Annotated in this window: 20 protein-coding genes and 5 pseudogenes; 12 read left to right on the top strand and 13 right to left on the bottom strand. The window is 37.2% G+C overall.

Annotation, left to right across the window (positions count from 1 at the left end):
* Positions 1-25: 25 nt before the first annotated feature.
* Complete coding sequence (locus NYZ99_RS13940; RefSeq protein WP_260571777.1) at positions 26-418, bottom strand: DUF1573 domain-containing protein; 393 nt, start codon at positions 416-418, stop codon at positions 26-28.
* 193 nt (positions 419-611) lie between these two features.
* Between NYZ99_RS13940 and NYZ99_RS13935 the strand changes: the two are divergent.
* The 3 genes and pseudogenes from NYZ99_RS13935 to NYZ99_RS13925 all read left to right on the top strand — a co-directional run bounded on the left by NYZ99_RS13935 (position 612) and on the right by NYZ99_RS13925 (position 4,221).
* Positions 612-3,244 (top strand): annotated as a pseudogene (locus tag NYZ99_RS13935) (valine--tRNA ligase).
* 106 nt (positions 3,245-3,350) lie between these two features.
* Positions 3,351-3,519: pseudogene (locus NYZ99_RS13930) on the top strand (lmo0937 family membrane protein).
* A 123-nt stretch (positions 3,520-3,642) separates the two neighbouring features.
* Positions 3,643-4,221 carry a hypothetical protein gene (locus NYZ99_RS13925; RefSeq protein WP_260571774.1) on the top strand — a complete coding sequence of 193 codons (579 nt, stop codon included), beginning with the start codon at positions 3,643-3,645 and terminating at the stop codon, positions 4,219-4,221.
* Positions 4,222-4,232: 11 nt separating this feature from the next.
* On the opposite strand, the gene NYZ99_RS13920 is transcribed toward NYZ99_RS13925, so the two are convergent.
* The 3 genes from NYZ99_RS13920 to NYZ99_RS13910 are packed head-to-tail and all read right to left on the bottom strand — an operon-like array spanning position 4,233 to position 5,801.
* On the bottom strand, positions 4,233-4,400 hold the full coding sequence (locus NYZ99_RS13920) for a hypothetical protein (RefSeq protein WP_260571773.1): 168 nt from the start codon (positions 4,398-4,400) through the stop codon (positions 4,233-4,235).
* Positions 4,397-4,717, bottom strand: a complete 321-nt coding sequence (locus NYZ99_RS13915; protein ID WP_260571772.1) for a hypothetical protein — start codon at positions 4,715-4,717, stop codon at positions 4,397-4,399. The genes NYZ99_RS13920 and NYZ99_RS13915 overlap by 4 nt, the downstream gene beginning before the upstream one ends.
* A gap of 25 nt (positions 4,718-4,742) precedes the next feature.
* Positions 4,743-5,801 (bottom strand): transporter, encoded by a 1,059-nt coding sequence (locus NYZ99_RS13910; RefSeq protein ID WP_260571770.1) that lies wholly within the window; start codon positions 5,799-5,801, stop codon positions 4,743-4,745.
* Between the two features lie 414 nt (positions 5,802-6,215).
* Between NYZ99_RS13910 and NYZ99_RS13905 the strand changes: the two genes are divergently transcribed.
* The 6 genes from NYZ99_RS13905 to NYZ99_RS13885 all read left to right on the top strand — a co-directional run bounded on the left by NYZ99_RS13905 (position 6,216) and on the right by NYZ99_RS13885 (position 10,039).
* Positions 6,216-6,638 carry a hypothetical protein gene (locus NYZ99_RS13905; protein WP_260571768.1) on the top strand — a complete coding sequence of 141 codons (423 nt, stop codon included), beginning with the start codon at positions 6,216-6,218 and terminating at the stop codon, positions 6,636-6,638.
* On the top strand, positions 6,626-7,405 hold the full coding sequence (locus NYZ99_RS13900; RefSeq protein WP_260571766.1) for a sensor histidine kinase: 780 nt from the start codon (positions 6,626-6,628) through the stop codon (positions 7,403-7,405). The genes NYZ99_RS13905 and NYZ99_RS13900 overlap by 13 nt, the downstream gene beginning before the upstream one ends.
* Positions 7,402-8,103: a response regulator transcription factor gene (locus NYZ99_RS13895; protein WP_260571764.1), complete on the top strand. Its 702-nt coding sequence runs from the start codon at positions 7,402-7,404 to the stop codon at positions 8,101-8,103. Before NYZ99_RS13900 ends, NYZ99_RS13895 begins: the two co-directional genes overlap by 4 nt.
* 63 nt (positions 8,104-8,166) lie before the next feature.
* On the top strand, positions 8,167-8,718 hold the full coding sequence (locus tag NYZ99_RS22045; protein WP_338039024.1) for a sterol desaturase family protein: 552 nt from the start codon (positions 8,167-8,169) through the stop codon (positions 8,716-8,718).
* Positions 8,700-9,425, top strand: a complete 726-nt coding sequence (locus NYZ99_RS22040) for a sterol desaturase family protein (protein WP_338039023.1) — start codon at positions 8,700-8,702, stop codon at positions 9,423-9,425. Before NYZ99_RS22045 ends, NYZ99_RS22040 begins: the two co-directional genes overlap by 19 nt.
* Positions 9,422-10,039, top strand: a complete 618-nt coding sequence (locus tag NYZ99_RS13885) for a creatininase family protein (RefSeq protein WP_260571763.1) — start codon at positions 9,422-9,424, stop codon at positions 10,037-10,039. Before NYZ99_RS22040 ends, NYZ99_RS13885 begins: the two co-directional genes overlap by 4 nt.
* Positions 10,040-10,201: 162 nt before the next feature.
* Here NYZ99_RS13885 and NYZ99_RS13880 read toward each other — a convergent pair whose 3' ends face one another.
* From NYZ99_RS13880 to rsfS, 6 genes and pseudogenes are all read right to left on the bottom strand, one after another.
* Positions 10,202-10,468 (bottom strand): acyl-CoA-binding protein, encoded by a 267-nt coding sequence (locus NYZ99_RS13880; protein ID WP_260571762.1) that lies wholly within the window; start codon positions 10,466-10,468, stop codon positions 10,202-10,204.
* Positions 10,443-11,126: a phosphatidylserine decarboxylase family protein gene (locus NYZ99_RS13875; RefSeq protein WP_260571760.1), complete on the bottom strand. Its 684-nt coding sequence runs from the start codon at positions 11,124-11,126 to the stop codon at positions 10,443-10,445. The genes NYZ99_RS13880 and NYZ99_RS13875 overlap by 26 nt, the downstream gene beginning before the upstream one ends.
* Positions 11,116-11,919, bottom strand: coding sequence for a phosphatidate cytidylyltransferase (locus NYZ99_RS13870; RefSeq protein ID WP_260571759.1), 804 nt, complete (start codon positions 11,917-11,919; stop codon positions 11,116-11,118). The genes NYZ99_RS13875 and NYZ99_RS13870 overlap by 11 nt, the downstream gene beginning before the upstream one ends.
* 1 nt (position 11,920) lies before the next feature.
* Entirely contained in the window at positions 11,921-12,532 is a 612-nt protein-coding gene (locus NYZ99_RS13865) for a lactate utilization protein (RefSeq protein ID WP_260571758.1), read from the bottom strand.
* 64 nt (positions 12,533-12,596) lie between these two features.
* A pseudogene (gene ftsH, locus NYZ99_RS13860) lies at positions 12,597-14,601 on the bottom strand (ATP-dependent zinc metalloprotease FtsH).
* A gap of 9 nt (positions 14,602-14,610) precedes the next feature.
* Entirely contained in the window at positions 14,611-14,988 is a 378-nt protein-coding gene (gene rsfS, locus NYZ99_RS13855; protein WP_260571755.1) for a ribosome silencing factor, read from the bottom strand.
* 94 nt (positions 14,989-15,082) lie between these two features.
* Here rsfS and NYZ99_RS13850 point away from each other — a divergent pair, with 94 nt between their 5' ends.
* Positions 15,083-15,283, top strand: coding sequence for a hypothetical protein (locus NYZ99_RS13850; RefSeq protein WP_260571752.1), 201 nt, complete (start codon positions 15,083-15,085; stop codon positions 15,281-15,283).
* A gap of 16 nt (positions 15,284-15,299) precedes the next feature.
* On the top strand, positions 15,300-15,815 hold the full coding sequence (locus tag NYZ99_RS13845) for a biotin--[acetyl-CoA-carboxylase] ligase (protein WP_260571751.1): 516 nt from the start codon (positions 15,300-15,302) through the stop codon (positions 15,813-15,815).
* Here the strand turns inward: NYZ99_RS13845 and NYZ99_RS13840 are convergent.
* Together NYZ99_RS13840 and pyrE are read right to left on the bottom strand one after the other, a co-directional pair.
* Positions 15,812-16,203, bottom strand: a pseudogene (locus NYZ99_RS13840) (SRPBCC family protein). The gene NYZ99_RS13845 and the pseudogene NYZ99_RS13840 sit on opposite strands and share 4 nt — an antisense overlap.
* Before the next feature lie 3 nt (positions 16,204-16,206).
* Positions 16,207-16,848: an orotate phosphoribosyltransferase gene (gene pyrE / locus NYZ99_RS13835; protein WP_260571749.1), complete on the bottom strand. Its 642-nt coding sequence runs from the start codon at positions 16,846-16,848 to the stop codon at positions 16,207-16,209.
* A 7-nt stretch (positions 16,849-16,855) separates the two neighbouring features.
* Between pyrE and NYZ99_RS13830 the strand changes: the two are divergent.
* Positions 16,856-17,447 (top strand): annotated as a pseudogene (locus tag NYZ99_RS13830) (NUDIX hydrolase).
* A 5-nt stretch (positions 17,448-17,452) separates the two neighbouring features.
* On the opposite strand, the gene NYZ99_RS13825 reads toward NYZ99_RS13830, so the two are convergent.
* Positions 17,453-19,204: a M14 family metallopeptidase gene (locus NYZ99_RS13825; protein WP_260571746.1), complete on the bottom strand. Its 1,752-nt coding sequence runs from the start codon at positions 19,202-19,204 to the stop codon at positions 17,453-17,455.
* Positions 19,205-19,416: the final 212 nt, after the last annotated feature.

Raw genomic sequence — 19,416 nt, 5'->3', positions numbered from 1 at the left:
CTTTAAAATTATATTGAACCGTTCTTTACTTGGTTCCACTAGGAGCTTTTACTTCTCCTTTAATTTTTAAAATCTTTGTAGGTGTATCCGCATTGGAAGTAACAGTAATTGCTTTTCTTATGGATCCTACACGGTTGGTGTCATATTTTACCTGAATCTCACCGGTTTTCCCTGGCATGATTGGATCTTCCGGTTTCTTAGGAATAGTACATCCACAGCTGGAGCGCACATCACTAATTATTAAAGGGGCACTTCCTGTATTGGTGAATTCAAAAACGCGCATACCGTCTGAGCCTTTTTCTATTTCACCGTAATCTACCGTTTCTGTCTTAAACTCAATTTTTGCCGCATTATCTTGGGCTTTTAGGCTTAATCCAAGTAATCCGACAAACAATACAAGTACAATTTTTTTCATCATTTTTTGTTTAGGATGAATTTCAAAATTAATTCTTTTCAGATCAACTCCAAAATCCTTTTGTTATACTCTAACGTTACTTATTTTTGTTTCGTATTTAATTAGAGAAAAAAACGGTACGGGTATTTGAAATATCTAGTCCGTTTTGTTTTTTATCTCAATTTTCCAACTTGTTATATCAAAAACTATTCCAAAAATGGAAATTCCGTCAAAATATGAGCCACATCAGGTAGAAAATCGCTGGTACGATTACTGGATGAAGCATAACTATTTTCATTCCTCTCCGAGATGAACGAGAACCCTATACCATTGTTATTCCGCCTCCCAATGTAACTGGTGTGTTGCATATGGGGCATATGCTCAATAATACCATACAGGATGTACTTATTAGAAAGGCCCGTTTAAAGGGGAAAAATGCCTGTTGGGTACCAGGTACGGACCATGCATCCATTGCCACCGAAGCAAAGGTGGTTGCCAAGTTAAAGGAACAAGGAATACATAAAAGTGAGATTTCTAGAGAGGAGTTCCTTACACACGCCTGGGATTGGACACATGAATATGGTGGGGTTATTTTAGAACAGCTCAAAAAACTTGGTTGCTCCTGTGATTGGGACAGAACGGCCTTTACCATGGATAAAGAGCGATATGAAAGCGTCATAAAGGTATTTGTTGACCTATATGATAAGGGGCTTATTTATCGAGGTTACAGAATGGTTAATTGGGATCCTGAGGCAAAAACCACCTTGTCAGATGAAGAGGTCATCTATGAAGAGAAGCAAGGCTTGTTATACTATTTGGAGTATTCTATAGAAGATTCAACTGAAAAAGTCACCATTGCAACAACGAGACCTGAAACCATTTTAGGAGATACTGCTATTTGTATTAACCCAAATGATAATCGGTACGCCCATTTGAAAGGTAAAAAAGCGATTGTTCCGCTCTGCAATAGGGTAATTCCTATTATCGAGGATGAATATGTAGACATTGAGTTTGGAACCGGTTGTTTAAAAGTTACGCCTGCCCATGATGTTAATGACAAGGCATTGGGGGAAAAGCACCAGTTGGAAACTGTAGATATTTTCAATGAGGACGCTACCTTAAACTCTTATGGACTCCATTATGAGGGCAAGGACCGTTTTGTGGTGAGAAAGGAGATAGCCAAGGAATTAGAGGAAAAAGGTTTTTTGGTAAAGACCGAACAACATTTGAATAAGGTTGGGACTTCAGAAAGGACAAAGGCTGTAATTGAACCTCGATTGTCCGATCAGTGGTTTTTGAAGATGGAAGAATTGGTAAAACCTGCCATTAGGGCAGTATTGGGATCAGATGATATAAAGTTTTTTCCTAAAAGGTTTGATAATACCTATCGACATTGGATGGAAAACATTCGGGATTGGAACATCTCCGAGACAGCTTTGGTGGGGTCAACGAATTCCGGCCTACTATTTTGGTGATGGCCAGGACGATTTTGTGGTAGCCATGGACGAGGAAAAAGCGCTTGCAAGTGCAAAGGAAAAATCTGGAAACCAAAATTTGACCATTGCTGATCTCAAACAGGATGAAGATGTTTTAGATACTTGGTTTTCTTCATGGTTATGGCCAATGAGCGTCTTCAATGGTATTCTAAAACCCGATAATGAAGAGGTCAACTATTATTATCCTACCAACGATTTGGTCACGGGACCTGACATTATTTTCTTTTGGGTAGCAAGAATGATCATTGCTGGATACGAATATAGGGGTGAGAGACCTTTCGAGAATGTTTATTTTACTGGTTTGGTTAGGGATAAGCAACGAAGAAAGATGTCCAAATCCTTGGGTAACTCGCCGGATGCGCTTAAACTCATAGATGAATATGGGGCGGATGGTGTAAGGGTAGGCCTATTATTGAGTTCCGCGGCAGGTAATGACCTAATGTTCGATGAAGATCTTTGCCAGCAAGGAAAGAATTTTGCGAACAAGATCTGGAACGGTTTTCGACTATTAAAAAGTTGGGAGGTGGCTGACATTCCCCAACCTGAAGCTTCCAAAATTGGTATAGAATGGTACAAAGCGAAGTTCAACCAAACCCTAAATGAAATTGAAGATCACTTTGGTAAATATCGCATTTCAGATGCTCTCATGGCCATTTATAAATTGGTTTGGGATGATTACAGTTCATGGTTGTTGGAAATCATTAAACCAGCTTATCAACAACCTATTGACAAGAAGTCATTTGAAAACGTCATTAATATTTTTGAGCAGAACTTAAAATTGCTCCACCCATTCATGCCCTTTTTAACGGAGGAGGTATGGCAGCATATTTCAGAGCGCGAGCCTACTGAAGCTTTGATTGTATCTCAATGGCCGGAACCTTTCGTTGCAGATGTTACCCTTATAAATCAATTTGAATTTATAACAGAGGTAGTAGCGGGAATTAGAACCATAAGAAAGGAGAAAAATATTCCCATGAAGGAATCTTTGGAACTCTTGATATTAAATGAGGAGAATATGGTAGCTAGTTGGGATTGTGTTGTAAGTAAATTGACGAATCTAACCACGATATCGTATGTAGAAAGCACCGTTGAGGGAGCCTTGTCTTTTCGTGTAAAATCCAATGAATATTTTATTCCAATCAGTGGAGCTATTGATGTTGAGGCAGAAAAATCTAAAATAGAAGAGGAATTAAAATATATCAAAGGATTTTTGAATTCGATCCAAAAAAAGCTTTCCAATGAACGATTCGTAAATAATGCCCCGGAGAAGGTTATTGAAATGGAACGTAAAAAACAGGCCGATGCCGAAGCAAAAATTGAAACCTTGGAAAAGAGCCTTGCAAATCTGGGTTAAGTAAAAGGTTCAATTACCATTAAATGGGTTAATAATCATAGTGTTAAAGTACTATAATTGATTTGATATCAATTAATTTTCGTACGAATCAAAAACACTAAAAATTATGAAAAGTCTATTATGGTTGGTTGCGGTCATTTGTATAATTATATGGTTGTTAGGTATGCTAGGCGTTGTTCCAGGTTTGGCAACGGGTAGTCTAATCCATATATTATTGGTTATTGCCGTAATCGTAATTCTTTACAATATTATTTCACGGCCGTAAGCCTCTATAAATTGATATTAAAAATAGTAATGAGCCAACCCTAATTTCGGGTTGGCTTTTTTGTTCATGGTATGCTTGAATGCGTATTATATGAATATATTATTTCATATATTTAATTCAAAACCTGTTGATTATGAAGAATTTATTTTTGTTGTTTGCACTTTTTTTCACCTTAGCGTTGGTTGCCCAAAGTGAAAAGGGTAGAATTCTACCAAAAGAAATCCAGATAAAGACCGCATTATTACCGGTTCCGGAAGGCAGTAGCACGGATACTATGGTGTACGGTTACAGCGAGGATGGTGACTTTCTTGTGCTTAGGGAAGGCACTAGTAATTTGATTTGTCTTGCCGATGATCCAAATAGGGATGGAATCAGTGTTTCCTGTTACTCAAAAAAGCTGGAACCTTTTATGAAAAGGGGTAGGGAGCTAAGGGCTGATGGCAAAGATGTAATGGAGATTCGTGAAATAAGGGGGAAGGAAGTATCTGAAGGAAAATTGGACATGCCAAGGGAACCTAGTATGATGTATGTTTATTATGGTGCCGATGCCGACTATGATAGTTCAACAGGGGAATTGGCTAACGGACAGTTTAGATATGTAATCTATATTCCTTATGCCACAACCGAGTCCACAGGCTTACCCGATAAGCCACATGCGAAGGGAATGCCCTGGCTAATGAACCCGGCACCCATAGGGCCCATATCATGGTAGGACCCAATTAATTACCTAAATCTAAAAATTCTTCTAGGATTTAAATCAGGTTCAGTAAAAACCTCCTTAATTTTCGTGGCAGGTGCGTTTTCCTGTGCAACTTCCAGCCATAAAACACCCAATGCTCCAAGAATGATAAGGTTTTTAATGATATACTGACCAAGCAATGTAAGTGTCAACAGATTTTCATTGAAAATAAGCTCGGAAAGAAGTAAAGTGGTGTAAAGGTTAAGAGCATGTGCACAACTGCTACCCTTATGGTCATCTTTTTTTGCAGGTTAAAAAGAAAAAATAATCCGACTAAAACTTCCCAAAGGGCCAATAGTATTATTGAAATACTTGGAGGTATCAATGATAAAGTAAGTTCGCCAATGGTGTTCGTAGCAAGTTCCTCTGCAGGACTAGTATTGGGAAAGAATTTAAGAGCCCCGAACCATAGATATACGAGTCCGATGGCTATTTGTAAATAGCGCTTTTTGAGGTTTACAAAATTCATTTGGTTATTTTTTTAATTAATGAAATTATTTAAAGGTGTCTTCTAGCTCCGGTGAAAGTTTTACTTTGTCGTTCGAAAAGCGATAGGATACACCAAGATTTAGAACATAATCTGAGAAGGCCGCATCGCCATTTCTTGGGTTTCCTGTAAGTTCTTCGGTTTGAAGGTCCGTAATACTTTGAGGACGTTCCCTTCGAACAGCAAATGGTACATTCAGATTGATAGAAAAATTATTTTTCATATAACTTAGTCCAGGATCAATGGACAATACATTTCCTGGCCTTCTAAATCCTTCGTTTCCGCCAATCAGATCCTTAACTGGAACGCAGTCATACCTTGCTCCAAGTGAGCTGGAAATTGTTGGGGATATGCTGTAGCTTACACCACCTCTAAACGAATATTGATCTGGAACCGCCATGATAGCTTCGTTTTCCAAGATTGGACTAAGGGTTTCCCTGAAAGTTCTAACCCCATTGGTTTCTCTAGGATTAATTAGGTAAAATCCGCTGGCATAACTAAAGAAATCAGTGGCTATTTTTTGATAAAATTGGAAGTCCACCGTAACTCCAAATCCTCCATCTCCAGGTTGAATGGATTGATCAACGGGTCTCGTTTGTGGTTCTCCGTTAGATCCCACATTATAAAAAATATCCGAAGCATTATAGTTTCCCGTAGGTAATTTTACGCCAAGCCCTAACGCAAGATTCCCATTGGGGGATTTTTCCATATCAAATAACCAATAGCCAAATCCAAACCTAATATCTGCAAGTCCTCCGGAAAAAGTAACATTTCTTTCATTTCTACCATGTTCATAAAGGGAGGATCTTGTGTTGATTACAGTTGGTATTGTAATACTTGTGTATACCCTTTCACTGATTCCATAAGTGGCAAAGAAGTCCCATGCATGCGAATGGTTAATAACTTCCGTATTATTGGCCAATCTATCAGGTTCTTCTTCCGTACCTCTAAAATGTCTAAACGATTTGAAATAACGATAATTCACTCCTACTTGTAAGTCACCTGTGCCTAATAAATTATTCTCTAGACTATTACCAACGCATGATGAAAAATGTCGAATAGCCACACATCCTTGAGCATTTAGTTGAGGTAATGAACAGAATAAAAAGAGTAAGAGTAGTACATGAAAGTTTTTAAACATGGTTGAAATTATTTTAGTTGGTTGTTAGGAAAGCGTAGTGGGAAAAAAAGCCAACCCCCGCTACAATGAGTTGGCTTTTACAACATTATGTTATGAAACATTAACTAAACTCAAGATTAATTTATTAACATTACAAACTTAGAGGAATTGGTAACCCATTTGATTTAAGCATAGGGTAAAGAGGTTTAACAAAAGGTAAATGGGCTTAAGAGAATATTAAAATTCATTAATAAACATATTTATTTGGGTTAATTCGTAAAAGTTTTGAATAGGAGATATATCTACATAGGGTTGTTTCTAATATCTATAGTTGGTTTGACAATTGTTCAATATCAATACTTGCGGATTGGCCTGAACTTGGCGAAGGTTCAATTTGGTGTAAGAATTGAAAGGGTGGGTAGTATTGTTCAGCAAGGCTTGAGGGATGAGAATAAATTGAGCTATCTTGTAGGTGAGGGCATTCGAAAAGACACCTCTTACTTTAAGGTAAGCGTAGATAGTTTGCAGAATGTTGCGAATATGTTTCTCGAGGATTTTGTGGGCGAACAACTAATGAATCAGGGGATAGAATCAGACTTTGCCTATACATTATTTACTAAAGACAGTAGTTATGTTTTAAATTCATCCAAGAGGTTTGAAAATAGCGACAATATTGAATCTTATCCCATAGAATTGGACGGATATTTTCCGATTTATTGGACAGCCCAGTTGTTTTGGATCTTCAATTTGAAAACCTTCACAATTATTTTTTGGCAAAGTTAAACGGGCTTACATTTCCAAGTATTTTATTTCTAATAGGTATTTGTGTTACAATTTTTTGGGTACTGCGTACCTACTATTGGCAGAGCAATGTTATCACTACCACCAATGAATTCATTAATAATCTCACACATGAATTAAAGACTCCTGTATTTTCCATTGGATTGGCTACCAAGATTTTAGATGAATCAGCGAATGAAAAGCAAAAACCGGTTTTGGGAATAATCAGGCAACAAGTGAACCGTTTATCCGCTCATATTGAAAAGGTACTTGAGTTAGCAAGTCTCGAATCCGGTAAAAGTGTCATTACCTTGACAGAGGTAGATTTCAAACCCAATTTAGAGGCACTTTGTTCCGAATTTAATACCTTGGTTTCCATTGAAAAGGGCGATTTTCAATATGAATTAAAAGGGAATGAATATTTAGTTAAGGCGGAAGTCTTTCATTTAGAAAATGCAATAAATAATATATTAGACAATGCCAAGAAATATTCTAATGACCCTAAAATACATTTAAAAGCCTTTAAGGATAGTTCCTCTCTATATATTGAAGTAATCGATAATGGTATAGGTATTTCTAAAGATGATACTCAAAGAGTGTTTAGAAAGTTTTACAGAGTGGTAGATGGGGATTTGCATAATGTAAAGGGATACGGTCTTGGTCTTAGTTATGTAAAAAAAGTTATCAAAAAGCACGGGGGTAAGGTGTTTATTGAGAGTGAGGAGATGAAGGGAACAAGAGTGATTTTGTCAATTCCAATTTTGAAATGATGGAAAATAGAAAAAAGATATTATTAGTAGAGGATGATGAGGCCGTTGGTTATTTGCTTTCGGAATATTTACAAATGAAAGGTTTTAGTGTATCATGGGCAAAACATGGAAAGGATGCAATAGTGAAGTTGGATCAATCTAAATTTGATTTGGCCGTTTTGGACGTAATGATGCCCGAAATGGATGGATTTACTTTGGCAGAAAAGATTAATAAGGACTATCCCGACCTACCTTTTATTTTTTTAACGGCAAAATCTTTAAAAGTAGATGTACTCAAAGGTTTTTACCTGGGTGCAGTAGATTATCTAAAAAAACCTATTGATGAAGAGGAATTGGTCATAAGAATTGAAAACCTTTTGTCAAGATTGGAAATTCCTGTCAATAAAAAGCAGGAAGTGGACGCCTTTATAATTGGTAAGTACCGTTTTAATTCCTTAAATCAAGAATTGATTTTCGATGACCAAAAAATCAATCTTACTGTTAAGGAAAGTGAACTATTGAAATATTTGGTAGAAAAAATGAACCTATTGTGTCCTCATAAGGATATCTTAATTAAGATTTGGGGCAAAAATGACTACTTTAACAAGAAAAGTTTAAACGTTTTCATAACTCGTCTTAGAAAGTTTTTGGAAAGAGATCCGAATATTAAGATTGAGAATGTTCACAGTAAAGGATATATACTTCGATATGAACCTTAAAGATAGTTTGTCTATCGGATTTAAAACAGGAGTTTGTATCTTTTAAATGTCAAATAGATAGTTTTGGAGACCTACGCTAACGCTTTACTGTACGCCATACCTTTTTTTATTTTACTCTTGGTTATAGAAATGGCCTACGGTTATTTTGTGAAGGACCAAAAGTATACGGTCTTGGATACGGTTTCCAGTATAAGTTACGGGCTAACGAATATTATTAAGGACTCCCTTGGGATAGTGTTAGTTCTAATTTCCTACCCATTTTTGTTGGAACATTTGGCCCTAACGAGCATTGAACCTACTTGGCTAACCTGGGTGATTGGTTTTATAGCCATTGATTTCGCCGGCTATTGGAACCATAGGTTAAGTCACAAGGTTAATTTTTTCCGGAACCAACATGTTATTCATCATAGCAGCGAAAATTTCAATCTTGCCTGTGCTTTAAGGCAATCCGTTTCCAATGTATTGGGGTATTTCCCATTTCTTTTACTTCCGGCGGCGCTCTTAGGTGTCCCAAACATGGTTATTGCAATACTGGCTCCAATTCAATTATTTGCCCAATTCGGTACCATACACAGCATATTGGGAAAATGGGTTGGTTGGAATATATCATTGTAACCCCTTCTCAACATAGGGTTCACCATGCCATAAACCCTGAGTATATAGACAAGAATTTAGGGCAGATTTTTTGCATTTGGGATCGTATGTTTGGGACGTTTCAAGAAGAATTGGCCCATGTTGCACCGCAATATGGTATATTAAAACCAGCTAAGACATGGAATCCTATCCGTATTAACTTTCAACACCTTTGGAGATTATTCTTAGATGCTTGGCGAACAAAAAATTTTTGGGACAAAATTAGGATTTGGTTTATGCCTACTGGATGGAGACCTCGTGATGTCAAAGAGAAATATCCAATGGATGTAATTATGGATGTATACGGTTTTGAACGTTACAGGACACCAACGAACAGGGCTTTCAACGGCTACATAATTTTTCAATTGGTTATGTCATTAATTTTATTGTTGTTCATGTTCGGTAATTTTGGAAATCTTTCGGGGACTGAATTATTATGGTATGGAGGTTTGGTCTTTTTGGGTATTTATGGATATACATCTTTAATGGATGGTGACCCGTATGCTGTGTGGATAGAGATTTTTAGAGGAATTATAGGATGTATATTAATTCTATGGACAGATGATTGGTTCGGATTAAACGCTTATTTTCCAATGGGTAGATTAGTGATACTCCTTTACTTTTTATCCACAATTGCAGGAAGTATTTATTTTTCAAATTTTTTTAAAAAGAAAAGAATATTGGCATGATCAGACCTTATATTTTAGCCGAAACCAATTGGAATCACCTAAAGAATGAACAGTTTCAATTGGCCGTGTTGCCTTGGGGTGCTACCGAGGCACACAATTATCATTTACCATATGCAACTGATAACTACCAAGCGGAGGCCATGGTGGCAGAATCGGCGAGAATTGCATGGGAGCAAGGGAGCAAGTTAATTGTACTTCCAACGATTCCTTTTGGGGTTAATACGGGTCAAAAGGATATTTATTTGGATATCAATCTAAATCCAACTACCCAATTTGCCATATTAAAGGATATAATCACCGTGTTAAGTAATCAAGGAATTTATAAACTATTGATATTCAATGGTCATGGTGGTAACGATTTTAAACCGATGATACGTGAGTTGGGATTGATGTTCCCCAAGATGTTCATCAGCTTTTGCTTCTTTCCGCAAATGTTGGACAAGTATCGGTATTTTGAAAAGGAAGGAGACCATGCCGATGAAATGGAGACAAGCCTTATGCTTTACATTAGGGAGGATTTAGTGCTGCCAAAGGAAAACTGGGGTAGGGGTGATCATAAAAAATTTAAGATTAAGGCATTTTCTGAAGGGGGTGTATGGGCAGAGAGGGAATGATCCAAAATAACCGAGGATACCGGAACTGGTAACCCGGAATTTGCCACTAGTGAAAAAGGGCGAAAGTTTTTTACTGATGTCTGTTCAAAAGTAAGCGAATTGTTTACCGATTTATGCCAAGCAGATTTGGACGACCTATATGAATAACTAGGGTTATTAAATTTAGGAATTGGACCGTAATTCTTTATCGACCAACCCTACATAAGCCTTCATGGCATCTTCAATGCTTATGTTTTGAGCTTGTATCAGGGCATTTGCCTTAAAAGCATTTATTAAAGGCGTTTTACTTCCTGGGTTATTATAATTCTTATTGGCCACTTTGTAATAGGCATAGAGCTTAAGTAAAATATCCGCAGGAATTGGAAATTCATAAGTATTTACAAATTCAACAGCCTCTTGAAAATCAGTATGTAGCTTCTTCTTGTTCATTTGGATTAACATAAGAGGCAATACATGTTATTGCTCCTTTCACTTTTTGCCCTAGGGTAACATTTATTTGGCAATTTAATGGCAGAAAGACGTCTACCCGGGAACCAAACTTTATGAAACCAGAGTCGTCTCCCTGTTGTACACTTTCACCCACTTCGGCGTAATTTACGATTCTGCGTGCCATAGCTCCGGCGATTTGCCTGAACAGGATATCCCCAAATTTTGGGGTTCCTATTACCACTGTTGTCCTTTCATTTTCCTCACTGGATTTTGGATGCCATGCAACCAAATATTTGCCGGGATGATATTTTGAATATTTTACCCTTCCACTGGCCGGATACCTCGTTACATGTACATTTACCGGTGACATAAAAATGGAAATCTGCTTTCGTTTCCCATTAAAATATTCCGTTTCCTCAACCTCTTCTATAACAACAACTTTGCCATCAACCGGAGCCAAAATTTCATCAAATGTCTTGTTGGCCCTTCTTTTCGGATTCCTAAAAAATTGAAGAATTAGAATAAGGATGACAAGTGACGTAATTTGAATAATCAATTTTATCCATGGAGTATTGATATAGAAATGGGCAAGTAGAACAGCTACTGCGGTAATGAAAAATGTTATTAGAATTATTTTCTGACCTTCTCTATGAAACATAGGTGAAAATATTTAAAGTTAGATATGCAAAAGGAGCGGCAAAAACCAAACTGTCCAATCTGTCCAGCATACCACCGTGACCTGGCAGTATGGCACCACTGTCCTTAACACCAGCAGATCTTTTAAGTTTAGATTCTATTAAATCCCCTAAACTTCCCATTACAACTATGACACTTGCTAGGAGCATCCATTGGATGGATCCAATAATTTGTTCCTGCGTTCCCATAATATAGGCTGCACCCAAGGCAAAGATATAACCCCCTACGGTTCCTTCCACAGTTTTTTTTGGAGAAACTATTGGGAATAATTTTGTTCTTCCCATAGTTTTCCCAACAATATAAGCGAATGAATCGTTCACCCATATAAGTATAAAAATACCCATTATTAAAAGTTTGGCAAATGCATCATTTTTATAGGGTATCATGGTAAGAAATATACATCCACCACCTATATAAAATAATCCGATTAAAAACTTAAAAAATGGAGAAAAGGATTTTTGTTTCCTCGAAAAGAGATAAAATAACAAGTATGCATCAACGAAAATCGTTACGAACATTAAAATATTTATAAGAATTTGGTCATGTATGAGATAGATATAGGCCCACCAAAGACTTAGATATGCCAAAAAAATATAATACCCTTTAAGATTAACGAGTCTTTTGTATTCATAAAGACAGGCTAGTCCAAATATCATAAAAAGAAAATCGAAGGCATCCGAACTTAGAAAGACAGCCGATAATAATAGGATTATATACACTGCTCCAGTAAGTGACCTTCTTAAAACCTCTTTCATACTATAAATCTTCCAGCAATAAAAGATAAAGATTTTTAGTACTACTTCCATATGTTAGAAAGTCGTCTGAATTTTCTTCTGTGGCTTTAAAATGTTTTAATGTGGTAATATTTGCAGGAATAGAGGGGCCATATTTCTTCTTTATTGCTTTTAATCCCTCACCGATGGATTCTACCAATTGACTTGTTGTAGCATAAACTATAACGTTACTGGGGAGTTCATTTATCTTCTTTTCCATTAACTGGTTCGAGCAGACTAGGATACTGCCATTTTGAGCAATTAAATGTTCACAGGTTGTTAAAAAGACTTCGCTCCCCTTTATTTTTTCGGTAAATGAGATATTTTCTTTGGAAAATTTCTTGACCAATTGTGGGTTCAGGGCAAAGAACGGGTGGTCTTCCCATCCATTTTCCTCAATAATATTATAAATGGCTTTTAAAACTTCTTTATCCGATATGCAATAGATAAATTTTCCACCATTCTTTTTAAAATGGATAGTAAATTTTTCATCTACTGGGAGCGATAAATCCGGCATGTGTTCACCGCGTGTTTCCGCAGTTTCCTTGGAAATTTTCTTTTTTCCTCCACCAAATAATATGTCTAATAGCCCCATTTATAAATTAATCTACCAAAAATACTCTTTATGTGCTTACGATAAAGCCGAACAAAGTACATATTTAGCCTTTTTCAGCTACTTTCTCGTCTTCTTCAGCATCTTTTTTGGACTCAGTGGCTTCCAGTTTTTGCTTTTCCTCTTCCTTCACATCTTTGTCAAAAGTCCTTTTACCAAAGATTTTTTCCAAATCCTCTTTAAAGATAACTTCTTTTTCCAATAGCCTTTTGGCCAATGTTGTGAGCTTATCCTTATTTTCGGTTAAAACCTTTATTGCTCTTTGATATTGCTCTTCTATGATTTTTGAAATTTCTTCGTCAATTTTCTTGGCTGTTTCTTCACTATAAGGTTTGGAGAATCCGTAAGAATCCTGACCTGAAGAATCATAGTAGGTCAGATTTCCTATAGTATCGTTTAAACCATAAATAGTTACCATCGCCTTGGCCTGTTTTGTCACTTTTTCCAAGTCGCTAAGGGCACCGGTTGAAATCTTGTCGAATATTACTTTCTCAGCGGCCCTACCTCCCATGGTGGCGCACATCTCATCCAACATTTGGTCCGGCCTTACAATAAGCCTTTCTTCGGGTAGATACCACGCAGCACCTAAAGATTGTCCCCTTGGGACGATGGTCACCTTTACCAAAGGAGCAGCATGTTCAAGCATCCAACTTACGGTGGCGTGACCTGCCTCATGGTAGGCAATGGTTTCTTTCTCACCCGGAGTTATGATTTTGTTTTTCTTTTCTAGACCACCTACTATTCTATCTACGGCATCCAAAAAGTCTTGTCTGTTAACTGCCTTTTGCTCTTTTCTTGCAGCAATCAATGCTGCTTCATTACAAACATTTGCAATATCGGCACCAGAGAACCCAGGGGTTTGTCCGGCAAGGAAGTCTAAATCCAATGTTTCGGCTGTTTTTATAGGTCTTAAGTGTACCTCAAAAATTTCCTTTCTTTCCCTGATATCTCGGAAGATCCACATAAATTTGCCTATCAAATCTACCAGCACGCATCAAAGCCTTATCTAGAACATCTGCACGGTTGGTTGCGGCCAAAACTATTACATTGGTGTTGGTTCCAAAACCATCCATCTCAGTAAGAAGTTGGTTCAGGGTATTCTCCCTTTCATCATTGGAGCCTGTGAAATTATTTTTACCCCTGGCCCTACCAATAGCGTCTATTTCATCAATAAAAATGATTGCTGGGGATTTGTCCTTGGCCTGTTTAAATAAATCCCTTACCCTAGATGCACCTACTCCTACAAACATTTCCACAAAATCGGAACCTGAAAGAGAGAAAAAAGGAACTTTAGCCTCGCCGGCAACCGCCTTAGCCAAAAGTGTTTTACCTGTACCCGGAGGTCCTACCAGTAATGCTCCTTTTGGAATCTTTCCTCCTAGAGAAGTGTATTTGTCCGGATTTCTTAGGAACTCTACAATTTCTTCAACTTCTTCTTTTGCACCTTCTAACCCAGCCACATCTTTAAATGAAGTCCTTGTGTCCGTTTTCTCGTCAAATAATTTTGCCTTCGATTTTCCAATATTGAAAATTTGTCCTCCGGCACCTCCGCTTCCACCGCCTGACATTCTTCTCATCAAGTATATCCAAATACCGATGATTAGGACAAAGGGTAATAATGAAAGTAAAAAGTCCAATATAGCCGTAGATTCCTTTCCAAATTCGATTATGGTATCAAGGTTATTATCCTTTTTAATTTCTGTTATTTCATTTTGGAAAATCTGAAGATCACCATAATCCAAAGTGTATTGGGGGACATTGCCCGAAGTTGGCAAAAAGGATTTTTCTGAAACGTCCTTGTGGACTTCCTTGGTCATCGCCTCATCGGTAAGAAATACTTTTGCCTGATTGGTGTTGGTAATGATCAATATTTTCTTAACATCACCATTTCTTAGATATTCTTGTAATTCAGAGGTCGTTGTTTTCTTGGTACTTGCCAAGTCATCACTACTGAATAATTGAAATCCAATAAGCAACACCGCTACTAATCCATATATCCACCAAGAACTGAATTTTGGTTTTTTGGGACTCGTACTATTCTCTTTTGCCATTATTTTTTATTAATTATTAACGCTACTTTCTATAGTGGTGAATTTGGCATCACCCCATAGGCCCTCAATATCGTAAAATTCCCTGATGTGCTTTTGGAAAACATGGACCACTACATTTACATAGTCCATTAGAACCCACTCTGCATTATCGGTGCCTTCAACATGCCAAGGTTTGTCCTTACTTGCCTTACTGACCGTTTTTTGGATAGAACCTACGATTGCATTTACATGCGTATTAGAAGTACCATTACATATTATAAAGTAGTCACAAACTGTATTTTCAATCTCCCTAAGATCAAGTAAATTAATGTTTTGTCCTTTTACTTCTTCTATTCCCTGTAAAATCAATGCAATTAACTCATCTGCACTAGCTTTCCTTTTCTGCATTCAAAAATTTTAGTTTTTACAAAGTTATTGTTTTTTTGCTCTTTTAGGCTTAGTTTTTAACAATTGATTAAAGAACGCCTCAAAGTAATCACTCATGCAAATAATCAAACTTGATGCCACGGAGTCTACCAATACTTTTTTAAAGGAATTGGCTAAAAGCGGAAGCGTTGAAGATTATACGGTTGTTTGGGCTAAAAATCAGACAAAGGGCAGGGGTCAGATGGATGGTAAATGGCAAACGGAAGCTGGTAAGAATCTCACTTTCAGTGTGTTGAAAAAAGTATCTCGGATTTAAGTTAAACAAGCATTTTATGCTCAACATGGCCGTTTCATTAGCTGTTTTCAAAACCCTAAGAGCCTTGGAAGTTTCAAGGCTTACTGTTAAGTGGCCGAACGACATAATGTCAGGTTCGTCTAAAATCTGCGGTATTTTAATTGAAAACAGCGTTGTAGGCGCATCCTTAAAATCGGTAATTATTGGAATTGGATTGAATGTGAATCAAACCGTTTTTCCTGGTAACCCCAAAGCTGCCTCTTTGAAGAATAAAACAGGAATAACCTATGATTTAGAGGACCTTTTAAACAAGCTTTTGGAAAGTATAAAATCGGGATTGGTCTTAGTCGAAAGTGGCGACGCGGAGGTAATTCATCAAGAATACCAATCCAACCTTTTCAGAATCGGGGTTGCTAGTACTTTTCTTTCCAAAGAGGGGATTCGCTTCAATGGTATTATTAAAGGGGTAGAAAACGAGGGAAAATTAAGGGTTCAGCTCGAAGACGATACCTTAAAGGTATTCGATATAAAGGAACTTACCTTGCTGTATTAAATGTTTTCCAAATTGCTGGACAAAGTGTTCATAAAATTGGTGATGGGTGATTTGATCATCATGGCCATCATGGCATTGAACTCACCGGAAAAGCTCAGTGTCACCTCACTTTTATTTTCTTCGATTTCGTTTATGTCCGCCGTTAAGGTAAAAGGTAATTTATCACTGGCCGCGCCCATAACAAGTTTGGAGAAAGGTAACTGTTCTTTTTTTCCGTAACTATTTCAGGCATTCCCTTTAGGGAAAATAAAAATCTGTTTTCGTTCAGTACTTCGAACTTGTCGATATTCTCCGGCATCAATTTTTCAAAATTGGACAGGTCGTTCAAAAATTTGAAAGTTTCTTCCTTATTTTTTGATACGGTTGATTTGGGTGATTCTATAAACATAACTTATTGTAACCATTTGGATGGATTCTTGCGCCATTCCATTAATGTATTCAGGTGCTCTTCTTTAATATAGTTGGTTTCAGATGCTTGCTCGATTAAATATTCATAATTACTTAAGGTATGAAGATCTATCTTTTTTTCATTGAAATTGATTGTTGCCGTTTCAAAACCATATGTAAAAATGGCCAGCATCCCTTTAATATTTGCCCCTTGTTCCTTTAAGGCATCGACGGCATTTAAACTGCTTTTACCCGTGCTTATTAAATCTTCAATAACCACAACCGTCTGACTGCGCTCCAGGTAGCCTTCAATTTGATTTTGTCTACCGTGCGATTTGGGTTCGGGCCTAACATAAATAAAGGGTAATCCAAGGGTATCTGCCACAAGTGCTCCCATACCGATCGCCCCTGTGGCGACTCCGGCAATAACATCCGGTTTGCCATATAGGGACTCAACTTGTTTGGCCATTTCCTCCTTGATAAAGTTTCTTATGATAGGGTATGAAAGTAAAATTCTATTATCACAATAAATAGGGGATTTCCAACCTGAGGCCCATGTAAAAGGATTTTCGGGTTTCAATTTAATTGCATTAATTTGCAGCAGAAGCTCAGCTGTTTTTTTAGCCGTGTTTTTGTTTAAAACCATGTAGCAAATGTATAAAGTTTTTGTTAATGAACTGCCTCTGATTTTAACAAATAAACTCTCCGAAACGGCCGGTGGCGAGTATTTCCTTTTGAATCAAGATTCTATCAATAATGCTATAAAGGCCTTAAAAAAGAAAAAAGCTGGCGGAGGCCTATATTTACCATCCCAATTCTGAGGAAATCCTTAAAAAATTTACACAAGAAATCCCTTTGGTCGTTGCTGCAGGAGGTGTTGTCACCAATTCTGAGGGCAAGGTTTTATTCATATACCGAAACGATAAGTGGGATTTGCCAAAAGGTAAGCTGGACAAGGGCGAATCCATTGAGGACTGTGCCGTAAGGGAAGTTATGGAGGAGACCGGGGTGAAAGGGCTTAGGGTTGAAAATTTCTTACGAACATCGTATCACATTTTTAAAAATAACGGTACTACTACCTTAAAACAGGTACATTGGTATGCAATGAAGACCGATTACTCGGGTAAACTCAAGCCCGAAAAAAAGGAGGGAATTGTAAAGGTGAAATGGAAAGGTCCCAAAAAGATTCAAAAGGCTTTACAAAACTCCTATGTAAATATAAAAATCCTGTTCGAGGGAGATTAGGTCAATTAATTATTTTCAAATACTCTATAAATTGGATATTGATTATGGACTTTTTCGTAAAGTTCAGATTGTTTAAATACCCAATCTAATTGGGCATACCAATTCTCTGCAAATGAAACTTCATTCTGCTTTTTGGTTTCGAATTCTAACCTCAAAACGGAATCGTTTTGAAGCATTTTTAGTGCGGTATCTTCAAAAACATAAGGGGAAAAGCCTTCTTTTTGTTGTAAAATAGTATCAAAAAAATTCCAGTTAAAGAATGAATCCACAGCAGAGGGTTCCAAGGTTTCCAATATATATCTAATTCCATTTTGATTTGTGGGAACAATTATATCTCCAGCCTCAAACATTACATTTGCTGTGGTAGCTAAAACTTTGGTGTTGTAATGCAAATAATGACCTTCATAGGGTCTATTTAACGTCTCAAAACTCTCAATTTTATAGGATTCTACCTTTTGAATAGTATCCTTTTCAAAAATGTCAAACTCTATTCCATTAAGATTTAATAAATCCACTACCCTTTTCCACTGTTTTTTAATAACATATGCCTTCGGAATTTTTATGGAGTCTTTAGGATAATAGTAATCGTAGTAGGTTACATTTTTAGTGAAGGGTTTTTCTCGATTGTATTTTAACCTTTCAAAACCTGTTATTTTACTGATAATAGTGTCTGCCTGAAAACCTTTGAATTCTATATTTGAAACTTTTGTGCTATCCACTGTCCAATCAAAGGGGTAATATTCTTTTTCCTGAAAATCATTAAAGGATTTTATTCTTAACTCTTTGATTTTAGAACCATCCGTTTCTGCAAGGTCAATTACCTTTTTCATTAATTCGTAGGTGCCTTCCACTCTTTTTTGATAGGGCTTGAGCATATGTGTTTCCACCATCATTCCCAAAGTATTCCAAAGAGTAGTATATCCTGTTGAGTATCTTGGATGGTCTATGAATTGCGCAAAACCGACTTCGGGCGGTTTGTTAAAAACATTTACATACGGTGTAATATCCCAGTTATAACGGGCTAGGGAATCCTCCAAGGAAGGCATAAATGTTTCATGGATATATCTTCCCAAATCTCCTCCAAGTTTATTGTGCTGGGTAAATAAATGGGTCAAGGTGTATTGGTAGTCCGCTCCGTTACTCACATGATTATCAATGAAGACATCAGGCTTCACCAAATGGAAAATCCGGGCAATGGTCCTGGCGTTTTTGGAGTCTGTTTTAATGAAATCCCTGTTAAGGTCATAATTAAGGGCGTTTCCACGAAAACCATAGGCTTTGGGCCCATTTTGATTTGCCCTCGAAGTCGAATTTCTGTTCAAGGAGCCTCCAATATTGTAAACAGGAATGGTAACTACGACCGTTTTGTCCGGAGCAACTACTTTGCCGCTGGCCAGGTCTCTGAACAGTAGCATTGTCGCGTCAATTCCATCACTCTCACCTGGATGTATTCCATTGTTGATGAATAAAACTGTTTTTTCCTTATTGATTTTATTGAAATTAAAATCTCCAGCCGCATTGTAGGTTACCGGATGTAGCGGCCTATCACTATCCGTTATCCCCATGGTCCGGATATTAATTTCGGGAAATTCCTTTGCTAACTTCAAATAGAAATCAATAACCTCATCATAAGTAGCAGTTTCAGTGCCATCGGAAGTTTCAAAAGTTGTAGGGAAATCTAGCTCGACATCTTCAGTCTTATTCTCGCAAGCCGGAAAAAACAAGGTTAAAAAAAATACTCTATAAATCCTTTTCATTGCAATAAACTCAATCAACTAAAACCAAATCATGATTCGTTTGTTGCAAAAGTAGCCAAAAACACTATACCTCCTGTTTAAGCTACTTGAGTAATTTCGGCAATTTCTTGCCTTTTAATAGGCTTGTTGTTAAAAGTGATAAGATGGTGCGTTTTATCCTTGTAGAACTCCCACTTTTTTTTATCATAAGGATCTATGGAGGAGGTCACTAT

It is taken from the genome of Maribacter litopenaei (assembly GCF_025244665.1).
GTDB lineage: Bacteria > Bacteroidota > Bacteroidia > Flavobacteriales > Flavobacteriaceae > Maribacter > Maribacter litopenaei.
Note: the sequence above shows the minus strand (reverse complement) of the source record. Positions and strands in the feature narration are given on the sequence as shown.

Coding starts and splice junctions, on each gene's coding strand:
- NYZ99_RS13845 (WP_260571751.1), top strand. CDS start 15,300: ATGCTCAACATGGCCGTTTCATTAGCTGTTTTCAAAACCCTAAGAGCC.
- NYZ99_RS13925 (WP_260571774.1), top strand. CDS start 3,643: ATGAAGAATTTATTTTTGTTGTTTGCACTTTTTTTCACCTTAGCGTTG.
- NYZ99_RS13880 (WP_260571762.1), bottom strand. CDS start 10,468: ATGAACAAGAAGAAGCTACATACTGATTTTCAAGAGGCTGTTGAATTT.
- NYZ99_RS13865 (WP_260571758.1), bottom strand. CDS start 12,532: ATGGGGCTATTAGACATATTATTTGGTGGAGGAAAAAAGAAAATTTCC.
- NYZ99_RS13885 (WP_260571763.1), top strand. CDS start 9,422: ATGATCAGACCTTATATTTTAGCCGAAACCAATTGGAATCACCTAAAG.
- NYZ99_RS13895 (WP_260571764.1), top strand. CDS start 7,402: ATGATGGAAAATAGAAAAAAGATATTATTAGTAGAGGATGATGAGGCC.
- NYZ99_RS13875 (WP_260571760.1), bottom strand. CDS start 11,126: ATGTTTCATAGAGAAGGTCAGAAAATAATTCTAATAACATTTTTCATT.
- NYZ99_RS13915 (WP_260571772.1), bottom strand. CDS start 4,717: ATGAATTTTGTAAACCTCAAAAAGCGCTATTTACAAATAGCCATCGGA.
- pyrE (WP_260571749.1), bottom strand. CDS start 16,848: ATGGTTTTAAACAAAAACACGGCTAAAAAAACAGCTGAGCTTCTGCTG.
- NYZ99_RS13850 (WP_260571752.1), top strand. CDS start 15,083: ATGCAAATAATCAAACTTGATGCCACGGAGTCTACCAATACTTTTTTA.
- NYZ99_RS13825 (WP_260571746.1), bottom strand. CDS start 19,204: ATGAAAAGGATTTATAGAGTATTTTTTTTAACCTTGTTTTTTCCGGCT.
- NYZ99_RS13940 (WP_260571777.1), bottom strand. CDS start 418: ATGATGAAAAAAATTGTACTTGTATTGTTTGTCGGATTACTTGGATTA.
- rsfS (WP_260571755.1), bottom strand. CDS start 14,988: ATGCAGAAAAGGAAAGCTAGTGCAGATGAGTTAATTGCATTGATTTTA.
- NYZ99_RS13870 (WP_260571759.1), bottom strand. CDS start 11,919: ATGAAAGAGGTTTTAAGAAGGTCACTTACTGGAGCAGTGTATATAATC.